Origin of the sequence: Streptomyces sp. NPDC002888, from assembly GCF_042888465.1 — a bacterium.
In the GTDB taxonomy this organism is placed as follows: domain Bacteria; phylum Actinomycetota; class Actinomycetes; order Streptomycetales; family Streptomycetaceae; genus Streptomyces.
In genome coordinates this window covers 214,366-236,212 of record NZ_JBIAPU010000001.1, presented here as the reverse complement: position 1 = coordinate 236,212, position 21,847 = coordinate 214,366, and the positions used below count along the sequence as shown (strand labels likewise).

General features: G+C 72.1%; 19 protein-coding genes and 1 pseudogene. 15 read left to right on the top strand and 5 right to left on the bottom strand.

The features are described 5' to 3' along the window. Window positions 1-7: 7 nt before the first annotated feature. Genes ACFYWX_RS01030 through ACFYWX_RS01020 form a run of 3 tightly spaced genes read left to right on the top strand, consistent with a single transcriptional unit; the run spans window position 8 to window position 2,626 of the window. Window positions 8-1,000: a branched-chain amino acid ABC transporter permease gene (locus tag ACFYWX_RS01030; protein ID WP_389421898.1), complete on the top strand. Its 993-nt coding sequence runs from the start codon at window positions 8-10 to the stop codon at window positions 998-1,000. Further along, window positions 990-1,883, top strand: coding sequence for an ABC transporter ATP-binding protein (locus ACFYWX_RS01025; RefSeq protein ID WP_389421897.1), 894 nt, complete (start codon window positions 990-992; stop codon window positions 1,881-1,883). The genes ACFYWX_RS01030 and ACFYWX_RS01025 overlap by 11 nt, the downstream gene beginning before the upstream one ends. Before the next feature lie 2 nt (window positions 1,884-1,885). Next, a complete protein-coding gene (locus ACFYWX_RS01020) occupies window positions 1,886-2,626 on the top strand; it encodes an ABC transporter ATP-binding protein (RefSeq protein WP_389421896.1) in 741 nt (246 codons plus the stop codon). An 18-nt stretch (window positions 2,627-2,644) separates the two neighbouring features. On the opposite strand, the gene ACFYWX_RS01015 is transcribed toward ACFYWX_RS01020, so the two are convergent. Then, window positions 2,645-3,892, bottom strand: a complete 1,248-nt coding sequence (locus tag ACFYWX_RS01015) for an ABC transporter substrate-binding protein (RefSeq protein WP_389421895.1) — start codon at window positions 3,890-3,892, stop codon at window positions 2,645-2,647. Window positions 3,893-4,064: 172 nt separating this feature from the next. Here ACFYWX_RS01015 and ACFYWX_RS01010 point away from each other — a divergent pair, with 172 nt between their 5' ends. The 5 genes from ACFYWX_RS01010 to ACFYWX_RS00990 are packed head-to-tail and all read left to right on the top strand — an operon-like array spanning window position 4,065 to window position 9,755. Further along, window positions 4,065-4,898 carry a M55 family metallopeptidase gene (locus ACFYWX_RS01010; protein ID WP_389421894.1) on the top strand — a complete coding sequence of 278 codons (834 nt, stop codon included), beginning with the start codon at window positions 4,065-4,067 and terminating at the stop codon, window positions 4,896-4,898. Beyond that, complete coding sequence (locus tag ACFYWX_RS01005; RefSeq protein ID WP_389421893.1) at window positions 4,891-6,195, top strand: M20/M25/M40 family metallo-hydrolase; 1,305 nt, start codon at window positions 4,891-4,893, stop codon at window positions 6,193-6,195. The genes ACFYWX_RS01010 and ACFYWX_RS01005 overlap by 8 nt, the downstream gene beginning before the upstream one ends. A gap of 17 nt (window positions 6,196-6,212) precedes the next feature. Continuing rightward, window positions 6,213-8,207: an LpqB family beta-propeller domain-containing protein gene (locus tag ACFYWX_RS01000; protein WP_389421892.1), complete on the top strand. Its 1,995-nt coding sequence runs from the start codon at window positions 6,213-6,215 to the stop codon at window positions 8,205-8,207. A 10-nt stretch (window positions 8,208-8,217) separates the two neighbouring features. Further along, window positions 8,218-9,141, top strand: a complete 924-nt coding sequence (locus ACFYWX_RS00995) for an LD-carboxypeptidase (protein ID WP_389421891.1) — start codon at window positions 8,218-8,220, stop codon at window positions 9,139-9,141. 50 nt (window positions 9,142-9,191) lie between these two features. Next, on the top strand, window positions 9,192-9,755 hold the full coding sequence (locus tag ACFYWX_RS00990; protein ID WP_389421890.1) for a GNAT family N-acetyltransferase: 564 nt from the start codon (window positions 9,192-9,194) through the stop codon (window positions 9,753-9,755). On the opposite strand, the gene ACFYWX_RS00985 is transcribed toward ACFYWX_RS00990, so the two are convergent. Continuing rightward, window positions 9,727-10,074: a DUF6204 family protein gene (locus ACFYWX_RS00985; protein WP_389421889.1), complete on the bottom strand. Its 348-nt coding sequence runs from the start codon at window positions 10,072-10,074 to the stop codon at window positions 9,727-9,729. The genes ACFYWX_RS00990 and ACFYWX_RS00985 overlap by 29 nt on opposite strands. A 69-nt stretch (window positions 10,075-10,143) precedes the next feature. Between ACFYWX_RS00985 and ACFYWX_RS00980 the strand changes: the two genes are divergently transcribed. Together ACFYWX_RS00980 and ACFYWX_RS00975 are read left to right on the top strand one after the other, a co-directional pair. Further along, complete coding sequence (locus ACFYWX_RS00980) at window positions 10,144-11,037, top strand: arginase family protein (protein WP_389421888.1); 894 nt, start codon at window positions 10,144-10,146, stop codon at window positions 11,035-11,037. Between the two features lie 209 nt (window positions 11,038-11,246). Continuing rightward, entirely contained in the window at window positions 11,247-13,472 is a 2,226-nt protein-coding gene (locus ACFYWX_RS00975; protein ID WP_389421887.1) for a FlgD immunoglobulin-like domain containing protein, read from the top strand. A gap of 70 nt (window positions 13,473-13,542) precedes the next feature. Here the strand turns inward: ACFYWX_RS00975 and ACFYWX_RS00970 are convergent, their stop codons facing one another. Further along, entirely contained in the window at window positions 13,543-13,893 is a 351-nt protein-coding gene (locus tag ACFYWX_RS00970) for a VOC family protein (RefSeq protein ID WP_389421886.1), read from the bottom strand. 111 nt (window positions 13,894-14,004) lie between these two features. On the opposite strand from ACFYWX_RS00970, the gene ACFYWX_RS00965 reads away from it, so the two are divergent. Together ACFYWX_RS00965 and ACFYWX_RS00960 are read left to right on the top strand one after the other, a co-directional pair. Next, a complete protein-coding gene (locus tag ACFYWX_RS00965; RefSeq protein WP_389421885.1) occupies window positions 14,005-14,496 on the top strand; it encodes a phage holin family protein in 492 nt (163 codons plus the stop codon). Window positions 14,497-14,502: 6 nt separating this feature from the next. After that, window positions 14,503-15,570: an SDR family oxidoreductase gene (locus ACFYWX_RS00960; RefSeq protein WP_389421884.1), complete on the top strand. Its 1,068-nt coding sequence runs from the start codon at window positions 14,503-14,505 to the stop codon at window positions 15,568-15,570. 16 nt (window positions 15,571-15,586) lie between these two features. On the opposite strand, the pseudogene ACFYWX_RS00955 reads toward ACFYWX_RS00960, so the two are convergent. Both ACFYWX_RS00955 and ACFYWX_RS00950 read right to left on the bottom strand, forming a co-directional pair. Next, a pseudogene (locus tag ACFYWX_RS00955) lies at window positions 15,587-16,094 on the bottom strand (enolase C-terminal domain-like protein); the annotation flags it as partial. Window positions 16,095-16,100: 6 nt separating this feature from the next. Further along, window positions 16,101-17,066 carry an LLM class F420-dependent oxidoreductase gene (locus ACFYWX_RS00950; protein ID WP_389421883.1) on the bottom strand — a complete coding sequence of 322 codons (966 nt, stop codon included), beginning with the start codon at window positions 17,064-17,066 and terminating at the stop codon, window positions 16,101-16,103. A 166-nt stretch (window positions 17,067-17,232) separates the two neighbouring features. On the opposite strand from ACFYWX_RS00950, the gene ACFYWX_RS00945 reads away from it, so the two are divergent. Genes ACFYWX_RS00945 through ligD form a run of 3 tightly spaced genes read left to right on the top strand, consistent with a single transcriptional unit; the run spans window position 17,233 to window position 21,787 of the window. Continuing rightward, the gene (locus tag ACFYWX_RS00945; RefSeq protein WP_389421882.1) at window positions 17,233-19,008 is read left to right on the top strand and encodes an FAD-dependent oxidoreductase; all 1,776 of its coding nucleotides are present in this window, start codon (window positions 17,233-17,235) and stop codon (window positions 19,006-19,008) included. Beyond that, the gene (locus tag ACFYWX_RS00940; RefSeq protein ID WP_389421881.1) at window positions 19,005-20,864 is read left to right on the top strand and encodes a transketolase; all 1,860 of its coding nucleotides are present in this window, start codon (window positions 19,005-19,007) and stop codon (window positions 20,862-20,864) included. The genes ACFYWX_RS00945 and ACFYWX_RS00940 overlap by 4 nt, the downstream gene beginning before the upstream one ends. Further along, the gene (ligD, locus tag ACFYWX_RS00935; RefSeq protein WP_389421880.1) at window positions 20,861-21,787 is read left to right on the top strand and encodes a non-homologous end-joining DNA ligase; all 927 of its coding nucleotides are present in this window, start codon (window positions 20,861-20,863) and stop codon (window positions 21,785-21,787) included. Before ACFYWX_RS00940 ends, ligD begins: the two co-directional genes overlap by 4 nt. Window positions 21,788-21,847 lie beyond the last annotated feature (60 nt).

The window sequence follows — 21,847 nt, the reverse complement described above, 5'->3', positions numbered from 1 at the left end:
GTGAGCCATGGACTTCTCGGCCATCGTCTCCGACGCCCTGCGCTCCGGGATCGGCCCCATCGCGGCCATCTACGCACTCGCCGCGATGGGGCTGAACCTGCACTTCGGTTACACGGGGCTCCTCAACTTCGGTCAGGTCGGATTCATGCTGGTCGGCGGCTACGGGCTCGCCGTCACGGTGTCGACGTACGACGGCCCGATGTGGCTCGGCGTCCTGGGCGGAATCGCCTGCGCGATCGTGCTGGCCCTGCTGCTCGGTCTGCCCACCCTGCGGCTGCGCGCCGACTACCTCGCGATCACCACGATCGCGGCGGGGGAGACGCTACGGCTGTTCTACCGGTCCAGCTGGGCCGAGCCGGTCACCGGTGGGGTGTTCGGGCTCCAGAGGTTCGCGAACGACTTCTACGCGCTCAGCCCCGTCGAGCGCGGCACCTATGGCGTGTGGCTGGTGCGATTCGGCTCCCGCGACCTGTGGGTGATGATCGTCGGATGGGCGCTGGTGCTCGTGGTCGGATGTCTGCTCGCCCTGCTGATCCACAGCCCGTGGGGCCGTGTCATCCGTTCGATCCGTGAGGACGAGGTCGCCGCGCGCAGCCTCGGCAAGAACGTGTACGCGTACAAGATGCAGAGCCTCGTGCTGGGCGGCGTCATCGGGGCGGTCGCGGGCATGATGCAGGCGATCCAGGTGCAGTCCGTGAACCCGGACAACTACGATCCGAGCGTCACGTTCTTCCTGTACACGCTGCTCGTCCTCGGAGGTGCCGGGCGGATCCTCGGGCCGGTCGTCGGCTCGATCCTGTTCTGGTTCGTCCTCAGCTTCCTCGACAGCGCGCTCCGCCAGGCCATCGATGCCAAATACATCCCGCCGGACCTCATCAGTACGTCGGAGGTCGGCGCGGTGCGTTTCGCACTGGTCGGGGTCGCCCTGATGCTCCTGGTCGCGTTCAGGCCGCAGGGCATCCTCGGCAGCCGGAAGGAGATGCTGCTCAGTGGCCGCTGACTCCGCCGTGCCCCACACCGGCCGGCTCTCCGCGATCGTTCCCGAGCCGGGGGTACGCAAGCCCGATCCGCTGCTGGTCCTGGACCATATGACCCGCACGTTCGGCGGCCTCGTCGCCGTGCGCGTCGCACACCTGGAGGTGCAGCGCGGGGCCATCACGGCGCTCATCGGTCCCAACGGCGCCGGCAAGACCACGCTGTTCAACGTGGTGAGCGGGTTCGACCGGGCCGACGGTGGCGAGTGGTCGTTCGACGGACAGCGGCTCACCGGCTCCCCTGCACACCGGGTGGCGCGGCGGGGACTGGTCCGTACGTTCCAGCTCACCAGGACGCTCGCCCGGCTCACCGTGCTGGAGAACATGTTGCTCGCGGCGCCTGGGCAACGCGGCGAGCGGGTGCTGCCCGCGCTGTTGCGACCGCTGTGGCACGGGCAGGAGCGGGAGCTCGAGCGCCGGGCCGACGAGCTGCTGGACCGGTTCCGGCTCGGGCCCCTGCGTGACGACCACGCCGGCACGCTCTCCGGCGGTCAGCGCAAACTGCTTGAACTGGCTCGCGCGCTGATGGCCCGGCCGGTCATGCTCCTGCTCGACGAGCCGATGGCCGGGGTGAACCCCGCGCTGACCCAGTCGCTGCTCGGACACATCATCCAGCTGCGCGACGAAGGGCTGACGGTGTGCTTCGTCGAGCATGACATGGACGTGGTGATGGGCATCAGCGACTGGGTGGCCGTCATGGCCGACGGCCGCCTCGTGGCCGAGGGCCCACCGCACACGATCGGCCGCAACACCGCCGTCGTGGACGCCTACCTGGGCAAGCGGCACGACGAACCGGAGACGGCCGAGGAGATGGAGAAGGAGACCGAGAGGGAAGAGAGGGAGGAGTAGCGATGTCCGCCGAAGAGCATCCACCGGTGCTGGCGGCCGACTACATCGTCGCCGGCTACGTCCCCGGCGTCGACGTGTTGCGCGGATGCACCATCGAGGTGCGGCCGGGCGAGGTGGTCGGCGTGATCGGCCCCAACGGCGCCGGCAAGTCGACGCTGGTCAAGGCCGTCTTCGGGCTGCTGCGGGTGCGCGGTGGGACCGTGCGGCTGCGCGGAGAGGACGTCACCGACCGGCCCGCGCACGAACTGGTCCGGCGGGGCGTGGGCTACGTACCGCAGCTGCAGAACGTGTTTCCCCCGCTGACCGTCGAGGAGAACCTGCGGATGGGCGTCTATCTGCGGCCCAGGGACTACGCGCGGCGGGCCGCGGCGGTCCAGGAACTCTTCCCCGTGCTGGCCGACCGCCGGAAGCAGAAGGCCGGCGCGATGTCCGGCGGCGAACGTCAGATGCTCGCGATGGCCCGCGCACTGATGACCGAGCCGCAGCTGCTGCTGCTCGACGAGCCGTCGGCCGGGCTGTCGCCGCTGCATCAGGACCACGTCTTCGACCGGTGCCGAATGATCAACAGCGCGGGCGTCGCCGTGCTCATGGTCGAGCAGAACGCCCGCAGGTGTCTGCAGTTCTGTGACCGTGGCTACGTCCTCGACCAGGGCCGCAACGCGTACAGCGGCACGGGTGCGGCCCTGCTGCACGACGAGAAGGTGATCGAGCTCTACCTCGGCACGCTCGCCCGCGTCCGTTGAACCTGGCAGTCCTCCCTGTCACTTTTGAGCCGTGCTGATCTCGGTACGCAGGGTCTGCAACTGTCCCTTGTTGTTGTAGCCGTACACTTCGATCGTCGCCTGGCCGGGTTCGCCCTTGTCGGTGAAGTCGAGTGGGCCGCTCACACCGTCGTAGTCGATGTTCTTGCCGTCGGCGAGCAGCTCCTTGCAGGCGGCGAACGTGGTGCACTTGTCGCCGTCCCTGGTGATCCCGTTCATCTCCTTCACGTACTCGCCCGGGTCGTCGGACCCCGCCTTCTCGGCGGCGAGCGCGATCGTCGTCACGCAGTCGAACACCTGCGGCGCGAACTGCAGCTCCTTCAGCTTGGGCGCGAACTCCTGCAGATCCTTCACGTACTGCTCGTTCGTCGCCGACGCCGGCGCGGTCCCCTTCATCCCGGCGAGCCTCTCCGGCCGGCCCGGGGAGACCAGCGAGGGCAGCTCCTCGCTGCGCAGTCCGTCAGCGCCGTAGACACCGATCCGGTCGGGCCCCAGCCCGGACTCGATCATGCCCTGCAGGATCTGGGTGCCTTCCTCGAACGCGATCACCACGGCGGCGTCCGGCCCGGAGTTCTCCACCCGCTGAACGACCTGGTCGAAGTTGCTCGCCTCCGGGTCGTACGTCTCGGCGAGCGCCACCGTCGCACCGCGCTCCTCGAGCGACTTCCGTGTGCTCTCCAGCAGGCCGCGTCCGTAGTCGTCCGCCCGTGCGACCAGGGCCACCCGGTCGTGGCCGTCGTCGCGCACGACGTCCGCCAGGACAGGCCCCTGCAACGCGTCGCTCGGCGCGGTACGGAAGTAGAACCCGTCGTCCTCGTAGTCGGTGAAGGTGGGTGCGGTGTTCGCCCCCGAACACTGCACGACGCCCGCTCCGGTCACCCGGTCGATGAACGCCAGTGACATGCCGGAGGCCGCGGCGCCGATGACCGCGTCCACGCCCGCCGCGAGGACCCGGTCGGCAGACTGCGCCGCGACGGCCTCCTGGCCCGCCTCGTCACTGGAGACCACGGTCGGCACGGGCTCGCCCAGTACGCCACCGGCGTCATTGATCGTCTGTATCGCGAACTTCAACGACTCGATCTGCGGTGGACCGAGGTAGGCCAGCTGTCCCGTCTCGGGCAGGACGTACCCGAACTGGAGTTCCCCATCACCGGGGTCGGCCCGCGCTGTGCCCGTCGTGCCGCAGACGGCCATGACCAGAGCAGCCGCGCTCGCGAAGATCGCGGACCGCCGTATCGACGCTTTCATTTCCGCCTCCGCTCGGTAACAGGCGACGGTGGTCGACAGGCCGGCCATCCGCCCGCCTTATGTACTTGAGCGTAGAACCCATTCGCACGAGCGAAAAGTGCGAATTGTACAGCTTTGCGAATGGTCGGGTCCGGGGTGCAGGCACTTCGGGCGGCGCGTAGCCTGGCGCAGCATGAAGATCCTCATCAGCGCCGACATGGAGGGCGCCACCGGCGTCACCTGGCCGGCCGACGTGCTTCCGGGGACGCCGCAGTGGGAGCGGTGCCGGTCGATGTTCACCTCGGACGTGAACGCCGCCGTGCTGGGGTTCTTCGACGGCGGCGCGGACGAGGTGCTCATCAACGAGGCGCACTGGACGATGCGCAACCTGCTGCTCGAGGAGCTCGACGAGCGGGCGCAGATGCTCACCGGGCGGCACAAGGCGCTGTCGATGGTGGAGGGCGTGCAGTACGGGGACGTGGACGGGGTCGCGTTCGTCGGCTATCACGCGGGCGCCGGTATGGAGGGCGTGCTCGCGCACACCTACCTCGCCAACTCCGTCACCGGGGTGTGGCTGAACGACGTACGGGCGAGCGAGGGGCTGCTGAACGCGCGGGTCGTCGCCGAGTACGGGGTGCCGGTGGTGCTGGTGACCGGGGACGACGTGGCCTGCGAGGACGCGCTCGGGTACGCGCCTCAGGCGTTGAAGGTGGCGGTCAAGGACCATGTGTCGCGGTACGCGGCCGTGTGCCGGACGCCGGCCCGGACCACCGCCGACATCCGGGCGGCGGCGAAGCAGGCGGCCCAGCTGGCGGCACGTCATGAACCGGTGGACGGCGGGCCGTTCACCGTCGTCGTGGAGTTCGACGCGGAGCACCTGGCGATGGCGTCGACCGTCGTGCCGGGCGTGGGCCGTGTCGGGGAGCGGAAGGTGGCGTACACCAGCGGCACCATGTACGAGGGGATCCGCACGTTCAAGGCGGTCACCACGATCGTGGCGGCGGCGGTGGAGGAGGAGTATGGCTGACGCACAGGCGAGGGACGAGGTCGTCCGGTTCACCTCGGAGCTCATTCGCATCGACACCAGCAACCGGGGTGGTGGGGACTGCCGGGAGCGGCCCGCCGCCGAGTACGCGGCCGAGCGGCTGGCGGAGGCCGGTGTCGAGCCCGCGCTGCTCGAGCGCAGCCCGGGGCGGACCAACGTCGTCGCCCGGATCGAGGGCACCGACCCCTCGGCGGACGCGCTGCTGGTCCACGGCCATCTCGACGTGGTGCCGGCTCAGGCCCGGGACTGGAGCGTGGACCCGTTCTCCGGGGAGGTCCGCGACGGGGTGGTGTGGGGCCGGGGCGCGGTCGACATGAAGAACATGGACGCGATGATCCTGGCCGTGGTGCGCGCCTGGGCGCGGCAGGGTGTGCGGCCCCGGCGTGACCTCGTCCTCGCCTTCACCGCCGACGAGGAGGCCAGCGCCGAGGACGGCGCACAGTTCCTCGCCGACCGGCACGCGGGACTGTTCGAGGGCTGCACGGAGGCGATCGGCGAGTCCGGCGCGTTCACCTTTCACGACGGCGCCGGCCGTGAGATCTACCCGATCGCGGCGGGGGAGCGCGGTACCGGCTGGCTGAAGCTCACCGCGCGCGGGCGCGCCGGACACGGCTCGAAGGTCAACCGGGAGAACGCCGTCACCCGCCTCGCCGCCGCCGTCACCCGGATCGGCGCGTACGAGTGGCCGCTGCGGCTCACCCCCACCGTTCGCGCCGCACTCACCGAACTCGCCGCGCTCTACGGCATCGAGACCTCCCTCGACGATGTGGACGCCCTGCTGCGCAAGCTCGGCCCGGCGGCCTCCCTCGTCGAGGCGACGGTCCGCAACAGCGCCAACCCCACCATGCTGGAAGCCGGTTACAAGGTCAACGTGATCCCGGAGGAGGCCGTCGCGTACGTAGACGGACGGTATCTCTGGGGCGCCGAGGACGAGTTCCGCGCGACCCTCGACGAACTCACCGGCCCGGACGTCGACTGGGAGTTCCGCCATCACTCGGTCGCCCTCCAGGCCCCCCTCGATGCCCCTCTCTACGCCAGAATGCGCGCCGCCGTGCAGGAGTTCGCGCCCGAGGGACACGTCGTGCCGTACTGCATGTCCGGCGGCACCGACGCCAAGCAGTTCTCCCAACTCGGCATCACCGGCTACGGGTTCGCGCCGCTGAAGCTCCCGAAGGGATACGACTACCAGGCCCTCTTCCACGGCGTCGACGAGCGCGTCCCCGTCGAGGCGCTCCACTTCGGTGTCGACGTCCTCGACCGCTTCCTGCGGACGGCCTGAGGGGGGAGGGGGAGAACGTGCGGACCCTGGCGTACGGATCGTGGCCCTCGCCCGTCGACGCTGGCCTCGCCGCCGCGCACGACGGGCATCCCGAGTACGTCGGCTTCGTCGGCGACGAGGCCTGGTGGACCGAGCCGCGGCCTTCGGAGGGCGGCCGCCGCGCCCTCGTACGACGACGTGCCGACGGCGGCGAGGAGTCGGTGCTGCCCGCCCCGTGGAACGTGCGCAGCCGCGTCATCGAGTACGGCGGACACCCCTGGGCCGGAGTCGTACGGGACGGCGGCGGGCCGCTCGTGGTCTTCGTGAACTTCGCCGACCAGCGGCTGTACCGGTACGAACCCGGCGGTGAGCCCCAACCCCTCACCCCCGTCTCGTCGGTGGGCGGCGGACTACGCTGGGCGGAGCCGCTGCTGCGCCCCGGCCTCGGTGAAGTGTGGTGTGTGCTGGAGGAGTTCACCGGAGACGGCCCCACCGACGTGCGCCGGGTGATCGCCGCGGTGCCGCTGGACGGCTCGGCGGCAGGGGAGCGGGACGCCGTACGCGAACTCACCGACGACCGGCACCGGTTCGTCACCGGAGTGCGCCTCTCGCCGGACGGGCGGCGCGCCGCCTGGCTCGCCTGGGACCATCCCCGTATGCCGTGGGACGGCACGGAGCTGGTCGTCGCCGAGGTCGACGCGGAGGGCTTGCTGCGCGAGCCGCGCACGGTGGCCGGCGGGCCGGAGGAGTCCATCGCGCAGGTCGACTGGTCGACAGACGGCCGCCTCCTGCACGCATCCGACCGTACGGGCTGGTGGAACCTGTACCGCGACCACGAGCCGGTGTGCCCCCGCGAGGAGGAGTTCGGCGGGCCGCTGTGGAAGCTCGGGCACCGCTGGTTCGCGCCCCTGGAAGGCGGACTGATCGCCGTCGTGCACGGCCGCGGCGCCACCGCTCTCGGCATCCTCGACCCGGACACCGGCGAGGTCGTCGACGCGGCGGGCCCCTGGACCGAGTTCGCGCCGACCCTCGCGGCGCACGGCGAGCGAAGCGAGACGGGGGTCCCCCCGCCCGGAGGGTGGGGGAGGGTCGTCGCCGTCGGAGCCGGTCCGCGCAGCGGGTACGAGGTGGTGGAGCTGGACGCCCGCACCGGCCACGCCCGTGTCATCGGTGCCGCCCACGACGACGCCGTCGACCCGGTGCACTACCCAGAGCCGCAGATCCGCACCTTCACCGGACCCGCCGGACGCGAGATCCACGCCCATGTCTACCCGCCCCACCACCCCGGCTGCGCGGCGCCCAGCCACGAGCTGCCGCCGTACGTCGTGTGGGCTCACGGCGGGCCCACCGGCCGCGCCCCGCTCGTGCTCGACCTGGAGATCGCCTACTTCACCTCGCGCGGGATCGGTGTCGCGGAGGTCAACTACGGCGGCTCCACCGGGCACGGCCGCGCCTACCGGGACCAGCTGCGCGAGCAGTGGGGCGTCGTCGACGTCGAGGACTGCGCGGCCGTCGCACTCGCCCTCGCCGACGAGGGCACCGCCGACAGGGGTCGGCTCGCGATCCGCGGCGGCAGCGCGGGCGGCTGGACCGCGGCGGCCTCCCTCGTCACGACCGACGTCTACGCCTGCGGCACGATCATCTATCCCGTCCTGGACCTCGCCGGCTGGGCCGCGGGAGGCACCCACGACTTCGAGTCGCGCTACCTCGACACCCTGGTCGGACCGCCCGACCTGGTGCCCGGACGGTACGCCGAGCGCTCACCCGTCGAGCACGCCGACCGCGTCACCGCGCCCTTCCTGCTGCTCCAGGGCCTGGACGACGTCATCTGCCCGCCCGCCCAGTGCGAGCGGTTCCTCGACCGCCTGGCCGGGCGGGGCGTGCCGCACGCCTACCTCGCCTTCGCGGGAGAGGGCCACGGCTTCCGGCGCGCCGAGACCATGGTGCGCGCACTGGAGGCCGAACTCTCGCTGTACGCCCAGGTGTTCGGGCTCCGGCCGCCAGGCGTCCCGACGTTGAAGCTGACCACATGAAGGAACCCAGGTGAAGGAACTCGTGCGCCCGTCCCGACTCGCCCCCGGCGCCCGCGTCGCCGTCGTCGCGCCCAGCGGCCCCGTGCCCGAGGAGCGGCTGCAGGCCGGGCTCGACCTGCTGCGCGGCTGGGACCTCGACCCGGTGGTGGCACCCCATGTCCTCGACCGGCACGCGGAGTTCACGTACCTGGCGGGCACGGACGCCGACCGGGCCGCCGACCTCCAGGGCGCCTGGTGCGACCCGTCCGTCGACGCGGTGCTGTGCGCGCGGGGCGGATACGGAGCGCAGCGGATCGTCGACCTGCTCGACTGGGACGCGATGCGGGCCGCCGGGCCGAAGGTGCTGGTCGGCTTCAGCGACGTCACGGCGCTGCACGAGGCGTTCGCCGTACGGCTCGGCCTGGTCACGCTGCACGGGCCCGCGGCGGCGGGCGTCGACTTCATCAAGAACGTTCGGGCGCAGGAACACCTGCGGGCCACGCTCTTCGCCCCGGAGACGGTCCGGGTCATCACCTCCGGTGGCAGCGCTCTGGCACCCGGGCGGGCGCGGGGTGTGCTCCTCGGCGGGTGCCTGTCCCTGCTCGCGGCCGAGGTGGGCACCACGCAGGCCCGTGCCTCGGCCCGCGGCGGGCTGCTCTGCCTGGAGGACGTGGGCGAGCCGACGTACCGCCTGGACCGCTGCCTCACCCAACTCCTGCGTGCCGACTGGCTCGACGGGGTGCGGGGCGTGCTGCTCGGCTCGTGGGAGCGGTGCGATCCCTACGACCGGGTGCGGCCCATGCTGGCCGACCGACTCGGCGGACTGGGGGTACCGGTGGTCGAGGAGTTCGGCTTCGGGCACTGTGAAGGGGCACTGACGATCCCGTTCGGCGTCGCGGCCGAGCTGGACGCGGAGGCCGGCACGGTGACGCTCGACGAACCGGCGCTGCGCTGAGCTGCCGAATGAGCCGGAGGAGCGGGGCCGGTTCGCCGTAAGGTGGCCGGATGCCGCACATCGCCTCCCGCTACCTCGCCGAGAGCCCCCGCGTGGGCATACGCCACTTCACCTACGAGGACGGCGCCGAGTTCGTCGCCCGTGTGCACGAGACCAAGCACCTGCACCGGCCGTGGCTCTTCCCGCCGGACACCGACTCCGCGTACGCCGCCTACGCGGGACGGCTGATCGAGGACCCGACGAAGGCGGGGTTCCTCGTGTGCGAGAAGGACGCGGACGACGGCGGCGGGGCCATCGCCGGGTTCGTCAACATCAACAACATCGTCGAGGGCGCCTTCCTCAGCGGGGCGCTCGGCTACGGCGTCTTCGCGCACGCCGCCGGACGGGGGCTGATGCGCGAAGGGCTCGACCTCGTGGTGGGGTACGCGTTCGGGCCGATGCGGCTGCACCGGCTGGAGATCAACGCGCAGCCCGGCAACGTGGCGTCGATCGGCCTCGCCCGCAGCTGCGGATTCCGGCTCGAGGGGTTCTCGCCGAAGATGCTCTGGATCGACGGTGCCTGGCGGGACCACGAGCGGTGGGCGATCACCGCCGAGATGCGGACTTCCGGTTGATCTTCATGGTGTCGAGGTCGGTGACGGCGGTCTTCAGCTCGCCGAAGCCGTACCCGAGGTCCCTCAGGGTGGTCTCGGCCCGGTCCTCCGCGATCGCGGCGGCCATCTCCTCGCCGTCCGCCGCGTCCGACACGACGACGTACCGCATCGAGAAGTGCTTCAGCGGCGCCGGCTCGTACGTCAGGGAGCCCTCTTCGGTGAACCGCATGCTGGTCAGCCCGTGGTCACCGGCCTCGGCGAGCAGCCGGGCCCGGGCCTGTTCGGTGAGGCCGTCCCAGGTCCCCCGGACGATCACCCGGTAGGTGTGCCGCTCGCTCACGCGTCTGTCCTCCGTACCCGCTGGATGTCCCGTTGAAGGCCCGACTCTACGTCGACGAGGATGAACCGCATGCGGAATTTCGTCGTGCTCGACGCCCCCTCGAACCTGGGCCTGCGTCCGCCCGCCCCCGGCACCGTGCCCGGTTGCTACAAGCTCGCCGGTGCCCTGCGGGAGCAGCGGATCGTGCAGCGGTTGGGTGCGAGGGAGGGCGGCGTGGTGGTGCCGCCGCGCTACGACCGGGGGGACTGGCAGGAGGGCGACGGCGTCTTCAACGCGGCCGCCCTCGCCGCGTACACCCGCAGGCTCGCCGACCGGATCGAGACGCACGTCCGGGCCGGGGACTTCCCCGTCGTGCTCGGCGGCGACTGCTCCATCCAGCTGGGCGCCTCGCTCGCGCTGCGCCGCATCGGACGGTACGGGCTGGTGGCGGTGGACGCCTCGCACGACTTCCGGCATCCGGGGAACTCCGACCGGATCGGTGCGGCGGGCGGCGAGGAGGTCGCGCTGGCGACGGGACGGGGGCAGGAGGACCTGACGAACCTGGAGGGACTCAAGCCCTACCTGCGTGACGAGGACGTACGGTTCTTCGGCATCCGCGACGCCTTCGACGACGACATCGCCGAGCTGGCCTCCCTGAAGATGCCGGTCGTCACCGTCGGGGACCTGCGCGAGTGGGGCGCGGGCGCCCTCGCCCGGGCCACCGCGCAGGCCTTCGAGGTCCCGCAGCTCGACGGGTTCTGGGTCCACCTCGACGCCGACGTCCTCGATCCGACGGTCATGCCCGCCGTCGACAGCCCCGACCCCGACGGGCTCCTGCCCGACGAACTCGTCGCCCTGCTGCGCCCGTTGCTCGCCTCCCCGCACTGCGCCGGCCTCAACGTCACCATCTACGACCCCGACCTCGACCCCGAGGGCACGGCGGGCGCGCTGCTGGCGGACGTCGTGGTCGACGCGTTCACGTAGAGCGACCTGGGCAGGTCCTGGTAGGCGTCGCCCAGGCGGACATCCTGTTCGACGCAGGGGCGGCGTTCGCACCGGACGCCGCCCCCTGTCGTGTGCCGACACGTCACCCGGAGTTCACCTCTCCGCTCAACTCCCGCTTTCCGGCGCGGCATTGGATGTCCAGGCGGACGCCTGCTTCAGTTGTTCGCCATGTTGCAGGGGGAGAAAACATGCACCGTTCACGAAGAATCGCCACGGCAGTCCTCAGCGGCGCTCTGGCCCTGTCGGGCACCGTCCTGGCGACCCCGGCGGCCGCCGCACCGGCCGCCGACACCCCGGTCGCCGTCACCCAGCTCAGCAAGACCAGACCGACCGAGATCCAATACGTGTGGGCGGGGGCCTCCGGATTTCAGTACTGGTACCCGAACAGCGGCTCGGGCGCCACGAGTTGGCTCGACCACCCGGGTGTCACACCCCCGGACCAGGCGGGCCCGGAGGACCTGGCCACCGGCGTCGACGTGACCAACTCCCGGAGCGCGGGCGGCGCCACCGTCAGCCAGAGGCACCGCTCCGTCGGTACGACCGCCACGGTCACGATTCCGGCCGGACAGACCTACAAGGCAGCCGTCGGCTGGAGCGTCCTCACCGTGGAGAACGCCGACCCAACCGCCCTGCACGTGCTGCGCGCGGCACCGGACGGCACGACCGCGGACCTGCCCGTCACCGGCCTCCCGGCGGGCGCCGAACTCACCGGCACCGTCGTCACCGGCGGCTCGGTCCGTCGCCTCGCCGTGGTCTACAAGGTGGACACGACGGTCTCGACCGGCCTCGTCGACCTCGCGGACGGCACCTTCGGCGCATCCGTCCCCGGCTCGGACAACGTCCAGTTCAACGACCGCTGGTTCGTCGTCGGCAACAAGTTCCTGAAGGCGGACGCGGCGCCCGGCACCACGGCCACCAAGATCGTCGGCAGCTACTTCGGCCGTCCCCTCGCCGTCGTCGGCGAGCAGGTCCTCACCGGCCTCGCGGACTTCCTGCCCGCTGGGGACACACCGAAGCTGCAGGCCGTCTCGCTCACCACCGGCACCACCCGCACGCTCCTCGACAACTCCTACGGGTCCATCGCTCCCACCCTCGACGGCGGCGCGCTCGCCACGGCCGGGCCGTCCAGCACCGACTGGCATGTGCACCGGGTCACCGCCACCGCGGACGGCGATGCCTCGGCCTCGCCCGTGCTGACCGTGCCCGCCGGATACGCGCCGGTCGACGGTCTGATGCTGTCCGGCGGCGAACTGCTGATGCACGGCAACCCGACCCTCAGCATCGCCGGTGTGTACGCCATGCCGCTGGACGCCGCCGGGAAGCCCACCGGGCCGCAGGTCCGCCGCTCGACGGACGTGAACGTCTCCCCGTGCCTGGCGGGCGACGCCGCCTGCCCGCAGTACGAGGCGTTGGGCGACGGCCGCTTCGCCTACCTCTCCACCAGCCCCGACAGTGACCAGGAGTCGGTGAACGTCGCCGGCCTCAGCCCGAACTCCTACGCCTACGCGGCCATGGACGACTCCGCGGGCCGCGTCGGCGCCGGAAGCGGCCGCTATGTGCTCTACAACGGCAACACCCAGAAGGTTGCCGACTTCGCGCGCGGTGCCAACGGCGAGATCGTCCTCAGTCGCTCCCGTACCGCGGCGGCCATCTGGGGCCAGCGCCTGTGGACGCCGGGCGCCACCCAGGGCAGCGTGGTCGCCTACGACCTGAAGGCCAAGCGCACCGTGGCCACCGTCGAGACCGGTGCCCCCTGCACCCCCAACGAGATCCAGGCCGTCAACGCCTGGCTGTACTGGTCATGCGGCGCCAGTGGGCCGGCCGGGGTGTACGACCGCGCCGCCGGCCGCGCGATCACCGTGCCCGCGGGACAGGCCCGTCTCGCCGACGGCTTTCTGATCCGCGAGAACCGCACCACCCACGAACTGCTGCTCACCGACTTCCACACCGGCACGGCGACCACCCGGACCGTGGCCGTCCTGCCCGCCGCGGACCAGGACGGCGGAGGCAACACCGGCCGCTGGACGGTCGACCGGTTCGGCGGCAACATCGCCTACCGCAAGGAACGAGGCCAGATCGCGCTCGTCACCGCCGGGGTTCCCACCTCGCCGCTGGCCCAGATGGAGGCACAGACCGACCCCCAGCCCGGCCCGACCGTCGCTGAGCCCTGGCGGCCGGTGTGGCAGCTGAACAAGCCGTCCACCTGGACCCTGACCCTGTCCAACGCCTCCGGCACCGTGGTGCGCACCCTGACCGGCACCTCCACGGCGGCGGCGGTCCGTCCGTCCTGGGACGCCACTACGACCTCGGGTGCGAGGGCGCCGCGCGGCGCGTACACCTGGAAGCTCACCGCCGAACCCCGCGACGGCCAGGGACCGGGCCTGACACTCTCGGGGACGACGACCGTGGACTGAGGCCAGGGTGAGTTGGTGCCGTGGTTCCAGGCGATGGCCTCGAGGGTGCGGAGGTGATCCGCGACACGCGCTAGGCGCGGCGTCTGTCGACGTACTCGTAGATCGTGCCGTCCGGGTGGCGGGCGATCAGGTTGCGGCCCACCGGGGTGGGGACCGGGCCGGCGATGACGTCGGCGCCCAGTTCGGTGAGGGTCTTGTGTGCCTCGTCGACGTCCGTGACGGCGATCGTCGCGGCGACCTTGCGCAGCACCTCCAGCTCGGCCTCGGGTCCGCTCATCAGCAGGAAGAAGCCGAGCGCGGCGACCTGGACGCCGCCGCGCTCGAAGCGGAGGGCCTGGCTGCCCACGAGCCGTTCGTAGAAGGGGATCGCGGACTCGAGGTCGTCGACGCAGATGCGCAGCGTGGCTCCCAGAATGTCCATGGGAAAAGCCTAGTTGGTCCGCCGGGGAGGAGATCTCCTCCGGCGTTTCCGGTGCTTCGCGGTTCCCCCCGAAGGGCGTTACGCGTCCGTCACCGGGGGTACCCGCCGACCATGGACCGCATGGATCACCTGGAGCATCTGGACAAGCACCTGGTCGACGAACTGGCGCAGGTGGCGCGCGAGACCATCCGCGAGGAACTGCGCGAGCAGACCCGCAGGCAGCGCCGTAAGGCCATGCTGTACGCGGCCTCCGGAGCGGTCGCCCTGTACGCGGGCGCGGCCCTCGCGCTCGCCGTGGGACTCGCCCTGGCCATCGGGCTGCCGGACTGGGCCGCCGCACTGGTCACCGCGGCGCTCCTGGGCGTGGCGGCCTACGTGCTGCGCGGCGCCGCCCACCCGCACGCGTCGCGGCCGACGCCCGAGCACGAGGCCGAGCTCGACGCCGGCCACGGACGCACGATCGGTGGCACCGCCCCGGCCTCGCCCCCGAGCGGACTCGGCATGCCGTACCCGCCGGTGCCGCCCGGCACTCTCGGCACGACCGGGCCGGCGGCGCCCCGCCAGGACGACATCGACCCCGAGTCGCCGCGTCACCGGGCGTGATGCCTCGTGCGTACCTCCTGGACGGGACCGCTGACGAAGGGGCGCAGGGCGGTCGTGGTGACCGGCGCCAGCGGCGGCGTCGGCCGGGCGACTGCTCTGGCCTTCGCCGCGCGGGGCGACCGGGTCGCCCTCCTGGCCCGGGGACGCGAGGGTCTGGCCGCGACGGCCGACGAGGTGCAGCGGGCCGGCGGTGAGGCGCTCGTCGTCACCGTCGACATGGCCGACGCGAAGGCGGTCGACGACGCGGCCCAGAAGGTGGCCGACGCGTTCGGCCGCATCGACGTGTGGGTCAACAACGCTTTCGCCGGGGTCTTCGCGCCGTTCACCGAGATCAACCCGGACGAGTTCCGGCGGGTGACCGAAGTGACGTACCTGGGTTACGTCTTCGGCACGCGGGCCGCGCTGCGGCACATGCTGCCGCGCGACAGGGGCACGATCGTGCAGGTCGGCTCCGCGCTGGCGTATCGCGGGGTGCCGCTGCAGTCGGCGTACTGCGGGGCCAAGCACGCGATCCAGGGCTTCAACGAGTCGCTGCGGTGCGAGTTGCTGCACGCGAGGAGCGGGGTCCGTACGACGATGGTGCAGCTGCCGGCCGTCAACACACCGCAGTTCGAGTGGGTGTTGAACCGGATGCCGGGGCGGGCGCGGCCGGTCGCTCCGGTCTATCAGCCGGAGGTCGCGGCGCGGGCGGTCGTGCACGCTGCCTCGCACGGGCGGCGGCGGGAGTACTGGGTCGGGGGTTCCACGGTGGCCACGCTCATCGCCAACGCGGTGGCGCCCGGGGTCCTGGACCGGTACCTCGCGCGGACCGGGTTCGACGCGCAGCAGGAGCAGCAGCAGGAGGAGGGGAGCCATCAGGGGCCCGGGAACCTGTGGAGCCCGGCCGACGGGCCGCACGGACATGACTTCGGGGCGCACGGGCGCTTCGACGGGGAGGCCGTGTCCGGGAGCCCGCAGGAGTGGGCCTCGCGGAACCGGGGGCGCGTGGGGGCGGGCCTGCTGGTGGGCGGGCTGGGGGCCGTGGTGACCGCGGGGCTGCGCCGTCGTGGCTGGTCACCGTCGCGGCGGACATGAGAAGCGGACGCCGCCGCTACGCCGCCCTGCACTCTTCCACGTCCTCCGTCCTCAGTGTCAGGCCGAGGCCCGGGCCCTCCAGGGGACGTACCGTGCCGCCCGTGGGGTCCAGGGCGCCGTCGAAGAAGAAGGACTCGATGCGGACGTGGTCGTGGAACCACTCCAGGTGGAGGACGTCGCGGAGGGCGGCGGAGGCGGCGGCGTGCACGTGCGGGGCGCAGTGGGCGGAGATCTCCAGGCCGTGGGCCTGGGCGAGGGCGGCCGCGCGCAGGTACTCCGTCAGGCCGCCGGTGGGGGTCCCCCCACGCCCTTAAGGCAGTGGGGAGGGTCGCGTCGACCTGGAGGCAGTCCACCGCGCCGGCCGCGATCACGCGGGCGAAGTAGGGCAGGTCGTAGCCGTACTCCCCGGCCGTGACGTCGCAGACCAGTGCGTCCCGGACCAGGCGCAGTCCCGTCAGGTCGTCGGAGGACACCGGCTCCTCGAACCAGCCCACGCCCTGCTCGGCGAGTGCGGGACCGATCCGGCGTCCTCAGCGCCCGTTGCGCTGGAGCTGCGGCAGCACCTTCGTGCGGTAGAAGTCGAAGAAGCCGCGCTGGTCGGGTCCGATCTGGTTGACGTAGACCCGGTCGAAGCCGGCCTCGGCGAAGGCGTTGAGCGCGGCGACGTGCTCGTCGACGTCGTCCCCGCACACCGCCTTCTCGCTCACCATCTCCTCGGTGACCAGCGGCTCAAGCTGCTCGAAGTGCTTCGGTGAGGGCAGGATCTGGCCCATCTCGCCGGGCAGGAACTGGTTGAACCACAGCCGTTGGACGGTCCGCAGGGCCTCGTCGCGGTCGGTGCCGTAGCAGACCTTCGTCCCGCCGAGCACCGGCTTGGTGCCCCCGCCGCCCTTGCGGAACTGCTCCACCATCGACTCCTCGGGCATCATCGTGATGTAGCCGTCGCCGATCCGGGCCGCGAGCGAGGTCGCCGCCGGGCCGAAGCCGGAGATGTCGATCGGGACGGGCTCGTCGGGGACCGTGTACAGGCGGGCGTTCTCCACCTTGTAGTGGGTGCCGTAGTGGCTGACCTCCTCGCCGGTGAACAGTCGGCGCATGATCTGGACCGACTCCTCCAGCATCTCCAGCCGGACGCTCGCGGGCGGCCACACATGCCCGAGGATGTGCTCGTTCAGCGCCTCGCCCGATCCGACGCCGAGGCGGAAACGACCGTTCGTCATCACCGCGCTGGTCGCGGCGGCCTGCGCCACCACCGCCGGGTGGATCCGGACCGTCGGGCAGGTGACCGCCGTCTCGATCGGCAGCGACACCGCCTCCGAGATCGCGCCGATCACCGACCACACGAAGGGGCTCTGTCCCTGCGCGTCGTTCCACGGGTGGTAGTGGTCGGAGATCCACAGCGACTGGAATCCGGCCTGCTCGGCCATCCTCGCCTGCTCGATGAGATCCGCGGGGCCGAACTCCTCGCAGGACAGGAAGTAGCCGTATTCGGGCATGGGGGGTACCTCCGCGACGGGGCGGGTCAGTGGGACGCCGTCCGAGTACCCGGCGGCCGGGCCGGAAACCGGCGGACGTTTGGGTGCCCTGGCCAGGGGGACGCGGAAAACCTCGTACGCGCCAACGCCGTACGCCCTCGTACGCGCCCACCGCCGGAGGCGAACCGTGAGTCGACCCCGCATCCTGATCGTCGGTGCCGGCTTCGCCGGGTACCGCACGGCCCGCACCCTGGCGCGGATGTCCCGGGGCAAGGCAGACATCACCCTGCTGAACCCGACGGACTACTTCCTGTACCTGCCCCTGCTGCCGCAGGTGGCCGCCGGCATCCTCGAACCGCGCAGGGTCACCGTCTCCCTCTCAGGCACCCTGCCCGAGGTGCGGCTGGTGCTCGGCGAGGCCGACGGCATCGACCTCGACGGACGCACCGTGCACTACACCGACCCCGAGGGGGACGAGGGCACGCTGGAGTACGACCGGCTCGTGATCGCCGCCGGCAGCGTCAACAAGCTGCTGCCGATCCCCGGGGTCGCCGAGCACGCGCACGGCTTCCGCGGGCTGCCCGAGGCGCTGTACCTGCGCGACCACGTGACCCGGCAGGTGGAACTCGCGGCCGCCTCCGACGATCCCGAGAGCTGCGCCGCGCGGTGCACGTTCGTCGTGGTCGGCGCGGGCTACACCGGGACCGAGGTCGCCGCGCACGGGAAGCTGTTCACCGACGCGCAGGTCCGCGGGCACCCGCTGCGGCAGGGCATGCGGCCGCGCTGGCTGCTGCTGGACGTCGCGCCGCGCGTGCTGCCGGAGCTGGACGAGAGGCTCTCGCGCACCGCGGACGACGTGCTGCGGGAGCGGGGCGTCGACGTGCGGATGGGGACCTCGGTGAAGGAGGCCACGCACGACGGCGTGCTGCTCACCGACGGCGAGTTCGTCCCGACGCGCACGGTCGTGTGGTGTGTGGGCGTACGGCCCGATCCGCTCGCGGAGTCCCTCGGGCTGCCCATGGAACGCGGTCGGCTGCTCGTCGACCCCTACCTCCAGGTGCCGGGACGGCCGGAGGTGTTCGCGTGCGGCGACGCGGCCGCGGTGCCCGACCTGAGCCGGCCGGGCCAGTACACGCCGATGACCGCGCAGCACGCCTGGCGGCACGGCAAGGTCTGCGCCCGCAACGTCGCCGCCTCCCTCGGCGTGGGGGAGCGGCGCCCCTACCGCCACAGCGACATGGGGTTCGTCGTGGACCTCGGCGGGGTGAAGGCCGCCGCCAACCCGCTCGGCGTGGCCCTCTCCGGCCCGGCGGCCGGCCTGGTCACCCGCGGCTACCACCTCGCGGCGATGCCCGGCAACCGCGTCCGCGTCGCCGCCGACTGGCTCCTGGACGCGGTCCTGCCGCGCCAGGCCGTCCAACTGGGCCTCGTACGGTCCTGGTCGGTACCGCTCGACACGGCATCACCGGAACTGGCCCGGGTGCCGGGCGGGCCGCGGGACGAGGAGCGCCGCGAGGGACGGGGACAGCGGAGCAAGGGGCAGGGACGGCAACAGAAGAAGAAGCGGGAGCCCGGGGAGCACGAGAAGGAGCCGCAGCAACGGCACCAGCGCCAGAAGAAGGCGAAGCCGGGACCGGGCGCGGCGACCAAGGCGGACACGGACACGCCGGGCGACGAACCCGCCAAGAACGAGCCCGGCGGTGAGCCCGCGAAGGGCCGGCCCGGCCCCGAGCCCGCCAAGAACCAGCCCGGCCCCGAGCCCGCCAAGAACCAGCCCGGCGGTGAGCCCGCGAAGAACCAACCGGGTCCCGAATCCGCCAAGAACCAGCCCGGCGGTGAGCCCGCCAAGAACCAACCCGGCCCCGCCCCTGCCCGCAACCGGTCCGAGTCGGCGGAGGAGCACCCCGCCCCGGGCCCCGTGAAGCGAACCGACACTCCCGCGCAAGCGGAAGGAGACTCATGAACACCGGTGAACTCGTCGAACTGGGACAGCAGCTGCGCGTGGACAGTGTGCGGGCGGCCGACGCCGCGGGCTCCGGGCATCCGACGTCCTCGATGTCCGCCGCCGACCTGATGGCCGTACTGCTCGCCAACCACTTCCGCTACGACTTCGACCGCCCCGACCACCCCGCCAACGACCGCTTCGTCCTCTCCAAGGGCCACGCCTCGCCGCTGCTGTACTCCGCGTACAAGGCGGCCGGTGCCATCGACGAGGACGAGCTGCTGACCACGTACCGCAAGCTCGGCAGCCGTCTCGAAGGGCACCCCACGCCCCAGCGGCTGCCGTGGGTCGAGACGGCCACCGGCTCGCTCGGCCAGGGCCTGCCCGTCGGCGTCGGCATCGCGCTGGCCGGCAAGCGGCTGGACCGGGCCGACTACCGGGTGTGGGTGCTGTGCGGCGACAGCGAGCTCGCCGAGGGCTCCGTCTGGGAGGCCGCCGAGCACGCGGGCCACGAGCACCTCGACAACCTCACCGTGATCGTCGACGTCAACCGGCTCGGCCAGCGCGGCCCGACCCGGCACGGCCACAACCTCGACGCCTACGCCCGCCGCTTCCAGGCCTTCGGCTGGCACACGGTCGAGATCGACGGCCACGACGTGGACGCCGTCGACCGCGCCTACGGCGAGGCCGCCTCCACCAAGGGCCAGCCGACCGCGATCCTCGCCCGCACCCTCAAGGGCAGGGGCGTGACCGACGCCGAGGACCGCGAGGGCCTGCACGGCAAGCCGCTGAAGAACGCCGACGACGCGATCGAGGAGCTCGGCGGGATCCGCGACATCCGCGTCGAGGTGCACGAGCCCCCGGCCGCCCGCCTGCTGCACGCCGTACGCACCGGGCACGTCGAGCTGCCCCGCTTCGAGAAGGGCGACCCCGAGAAGGGCGTCGCCACCCGCAACGCCTTCGGCCAGGCGCTCGCCGCCCTCGGCAGCGGCCGCGGCGACGTCGTCGCCCTCGACGGCGAGGTCGGCGACTCCACCCGCGCGGAGTTCTTCGCCAAGGAGCACCCCGAACGCTACTTCGAGTGCTACATCGCCGAGCAGCAGCTGGTCGCGGCCGCGGTGGGCCTGTCGACGCGCGGCTGGGTGCCGTACGCCTCGACGTTCGCGGCGTTCTTCACGCGCGCGTACGACTTCGTGCGCATGGCCTCCGTCAGCGGTGCCGGCATCAACCTGGTCGGCTCCCACGCGGGTGTCGCCATCGGGCAGGACGGGCCCTCGCAGATGGGTCTGGAGGACCTGGCGATGTTCCGCGCGGTGCACGGCTCGACCGTGCTGTACCCCTGCGACGCCAACCAGACAGCCCATCTGGTCGAGGCGATGGCGAACCTCGAGGGCATCCGCTACCTGCGCACCTCGCGTGGTGAGAGCCCGGTGATCTACGGCCCCGACGAGGAGTTCCCGATCGGCGGCAGCAAGGTGCTGCGCTCCTCCGACCAGGACCGGCTGACCGTGGTCGCGGCCGGCGTCACCCTGCACCAGGCGCTGGCCGCCGCCGACACGCTGGAAACCGAGGGCATCCGGATCCGGGTCGTCGACCTGTACTCGGTCAAGCCCGTCGACCGGGCCACCCTGCGCCGGGCCGCCGAGGACACCGGCTGCCTGCTCACCGTGGAGGACCACCACGAAGAGGGCGGCCTCGGGGACGCCGTCCTCGACGCGTTCCTCGACGGGCGCCCCGTGCCGCGCCTGGTGCGGCTCGCCGTCCGTACGATGCCGGGCTCGGCGTCCCCGGACGAGCAGCTGCATGCCGCGGGCATCGACGCCGAGTCGATCGCGGCGGCCGGCCGGCTGCTGGTGGAGCAGGCGATCGTGCGGTGAGCGGCGGCGAGGCGCGCACCGTTCGGGCGGGCCGGCGCTCCGTCGAGGTGCACCGGCCCGACAAGGTGCTCTTCCCCGGCGGCGGGGGCGCGAAGGAGTACACCAAGGGCGACCTCGTTGACTACTACCGGGCCGTCGCCCCGTTCATGCTGCCGCACCTGCGCGGCCGCCCGCTGATGCTGGAGCGGCACCCGGACGGCATCGACGGCCCCCGCTTCATGCAGAAGAACACCCCGGAGAACTACCCGGAGTGGATCACCCGCGTCGAGGTGGCCAAGGAGGGCGGCACCGTCTGCCACACCGTCTGCGACGACACCGCCACCCTCCTCTACCTCGCCGACCAGGCCAGTCTCACCCTGCACCGCTGGCTGTCCCGCGTCGACGGCGTCGACCGGCCGGACCGGCTGGTCTTCGACCTCGACCCGGCCGGGGACGACTTCCCGGCGGTGCGGGAGGCGGCCCGGCTGCTGCGCGAGCTGCTCGACGAGCTGAAGCTGCCCTCGGCGCCCATGACCACCGGCTCGCGCGGACTGCACGTCGTCGTGCCCCTCAACGGCCGCCACGACTTCGACGAGGTGCGCGCGTTCGCCCGGGACGCCGCCGACACCCTCGCCGCCGCCCATCCCGACCGGCTCACCACGGCGGCTCGCAAGAAGGAGCGCGGCGAGCGGCTCTACCTCGACGTGCAGCGCAACGCCTATGCGCAGACCGCGGTCGCGCCCTTCACCGTGCGTGCCCGGCCCGGCGCACCCGTGGCCACGCCCATCGCCTGGTCCCAGCTGGACGACCTCGACCTCGACGCCCGCCGCTGGACCGTCGCGGACGCCGTCGACCAGGCCCGCACCAACCCCTGGGCCGACGTCCTGCGGACCGGCCGGGCCCTGGGACCGGCGCGCCGCAGGCTCAACAAGTTGCGTGGCTGAACCACGTACTGGGCGGGACGCGGCCCGAACGCGTCCCGTCTCCGACGCATGAGATCCCGA

Bases quoted from the DNA above. Each gene is read 5' to 3' on its own strand.
- ACFYWX_RS01030 (WP_389421898.1), top strand. From the start codon at position 8: ATGGACTTCTCGGCCATCGTCTCCGACGCCCTGCGCTCCGGGATCGGC.
- ACFYWX_RS01020 (WP_389421896.1), top strand. From the start codon at position 1,886: ATGTCCGCCGAAGAGCATCCACCGGTGCTGGCGGCCGACTACATCGTC.
- ACFYWX_RS01015 (WP_389421895.1), bottom strand. From the start codon at position 3,892: ATGAAAGCGTCGATACGGCGGTCCGCGATCTTCGCGAGCGCGGCTGCT.
- ACFYWX_RS01010 (WP_389421894.1), top strand. From the start codon at position 4,065: ATGAAGATCCTCATCAGCGCCGACATGGAGGGCGCCACCGGCGTCACC.
- ACFYWX_RS01005 (WP_389421893.1), top strand. From the start codon at position 4,891: ATGGCTGACGCACAGGCGAGGGACGAGGTCGTCCGGTTCACCTCGGAG.
- ACFYWX_RS00990 (WP_389421890.1), top strand. From the start codon at position 9,192: ATGCCGCACATCGCCTCCCGCTACCTCGCCGAGAGCCCCCGCGTGGGC.
- ACFYWX_RS00980 (WP_389421888.1), top strand. From the start codon at position 10,144: ATGCGGAATTTCGTCGTGCTCGACGCCCCCTCGAACCTGGGCCTGCGT.
- ACFYWX_RS00975 (WP_389421887.1), top strand. From the start codon at position 11,247: ATGCACCGTTCACGAAGAATCGCCACGGCAGTCCTCAGCGGCGCTCTG.
- ACFYWX_RS00970 (WP_389421886.1), bottom strand. From the start codon at position 13,893: ATGGACATTCTGGGAGCCACGCTGCGCATCTGCGTCGACGACCTCGAG.
- ACFYWX_RS00965 (WP_389421885.1), top strand. From the start codon at position 14,005: ATGGACCGCATGGATCACCTGGAGCATCTGGACAAGCACCTGGTCGAC.
- ACFYWX_RS00950 (WP_389421883.1), bottom strand. From the start codon at position 17,066: ATGCCCGAATACGGCTACTTCCTGTCCTGCGAGGAGTTCGGCCCCGCG.
- ACFYWX_RS00940 (WP_389421881.1), top strand. From the start codon at position 19,005: ATGAACACCGGTGAACTCGTCGAACTGGGACAGCAGCTGCGCGTGGAC.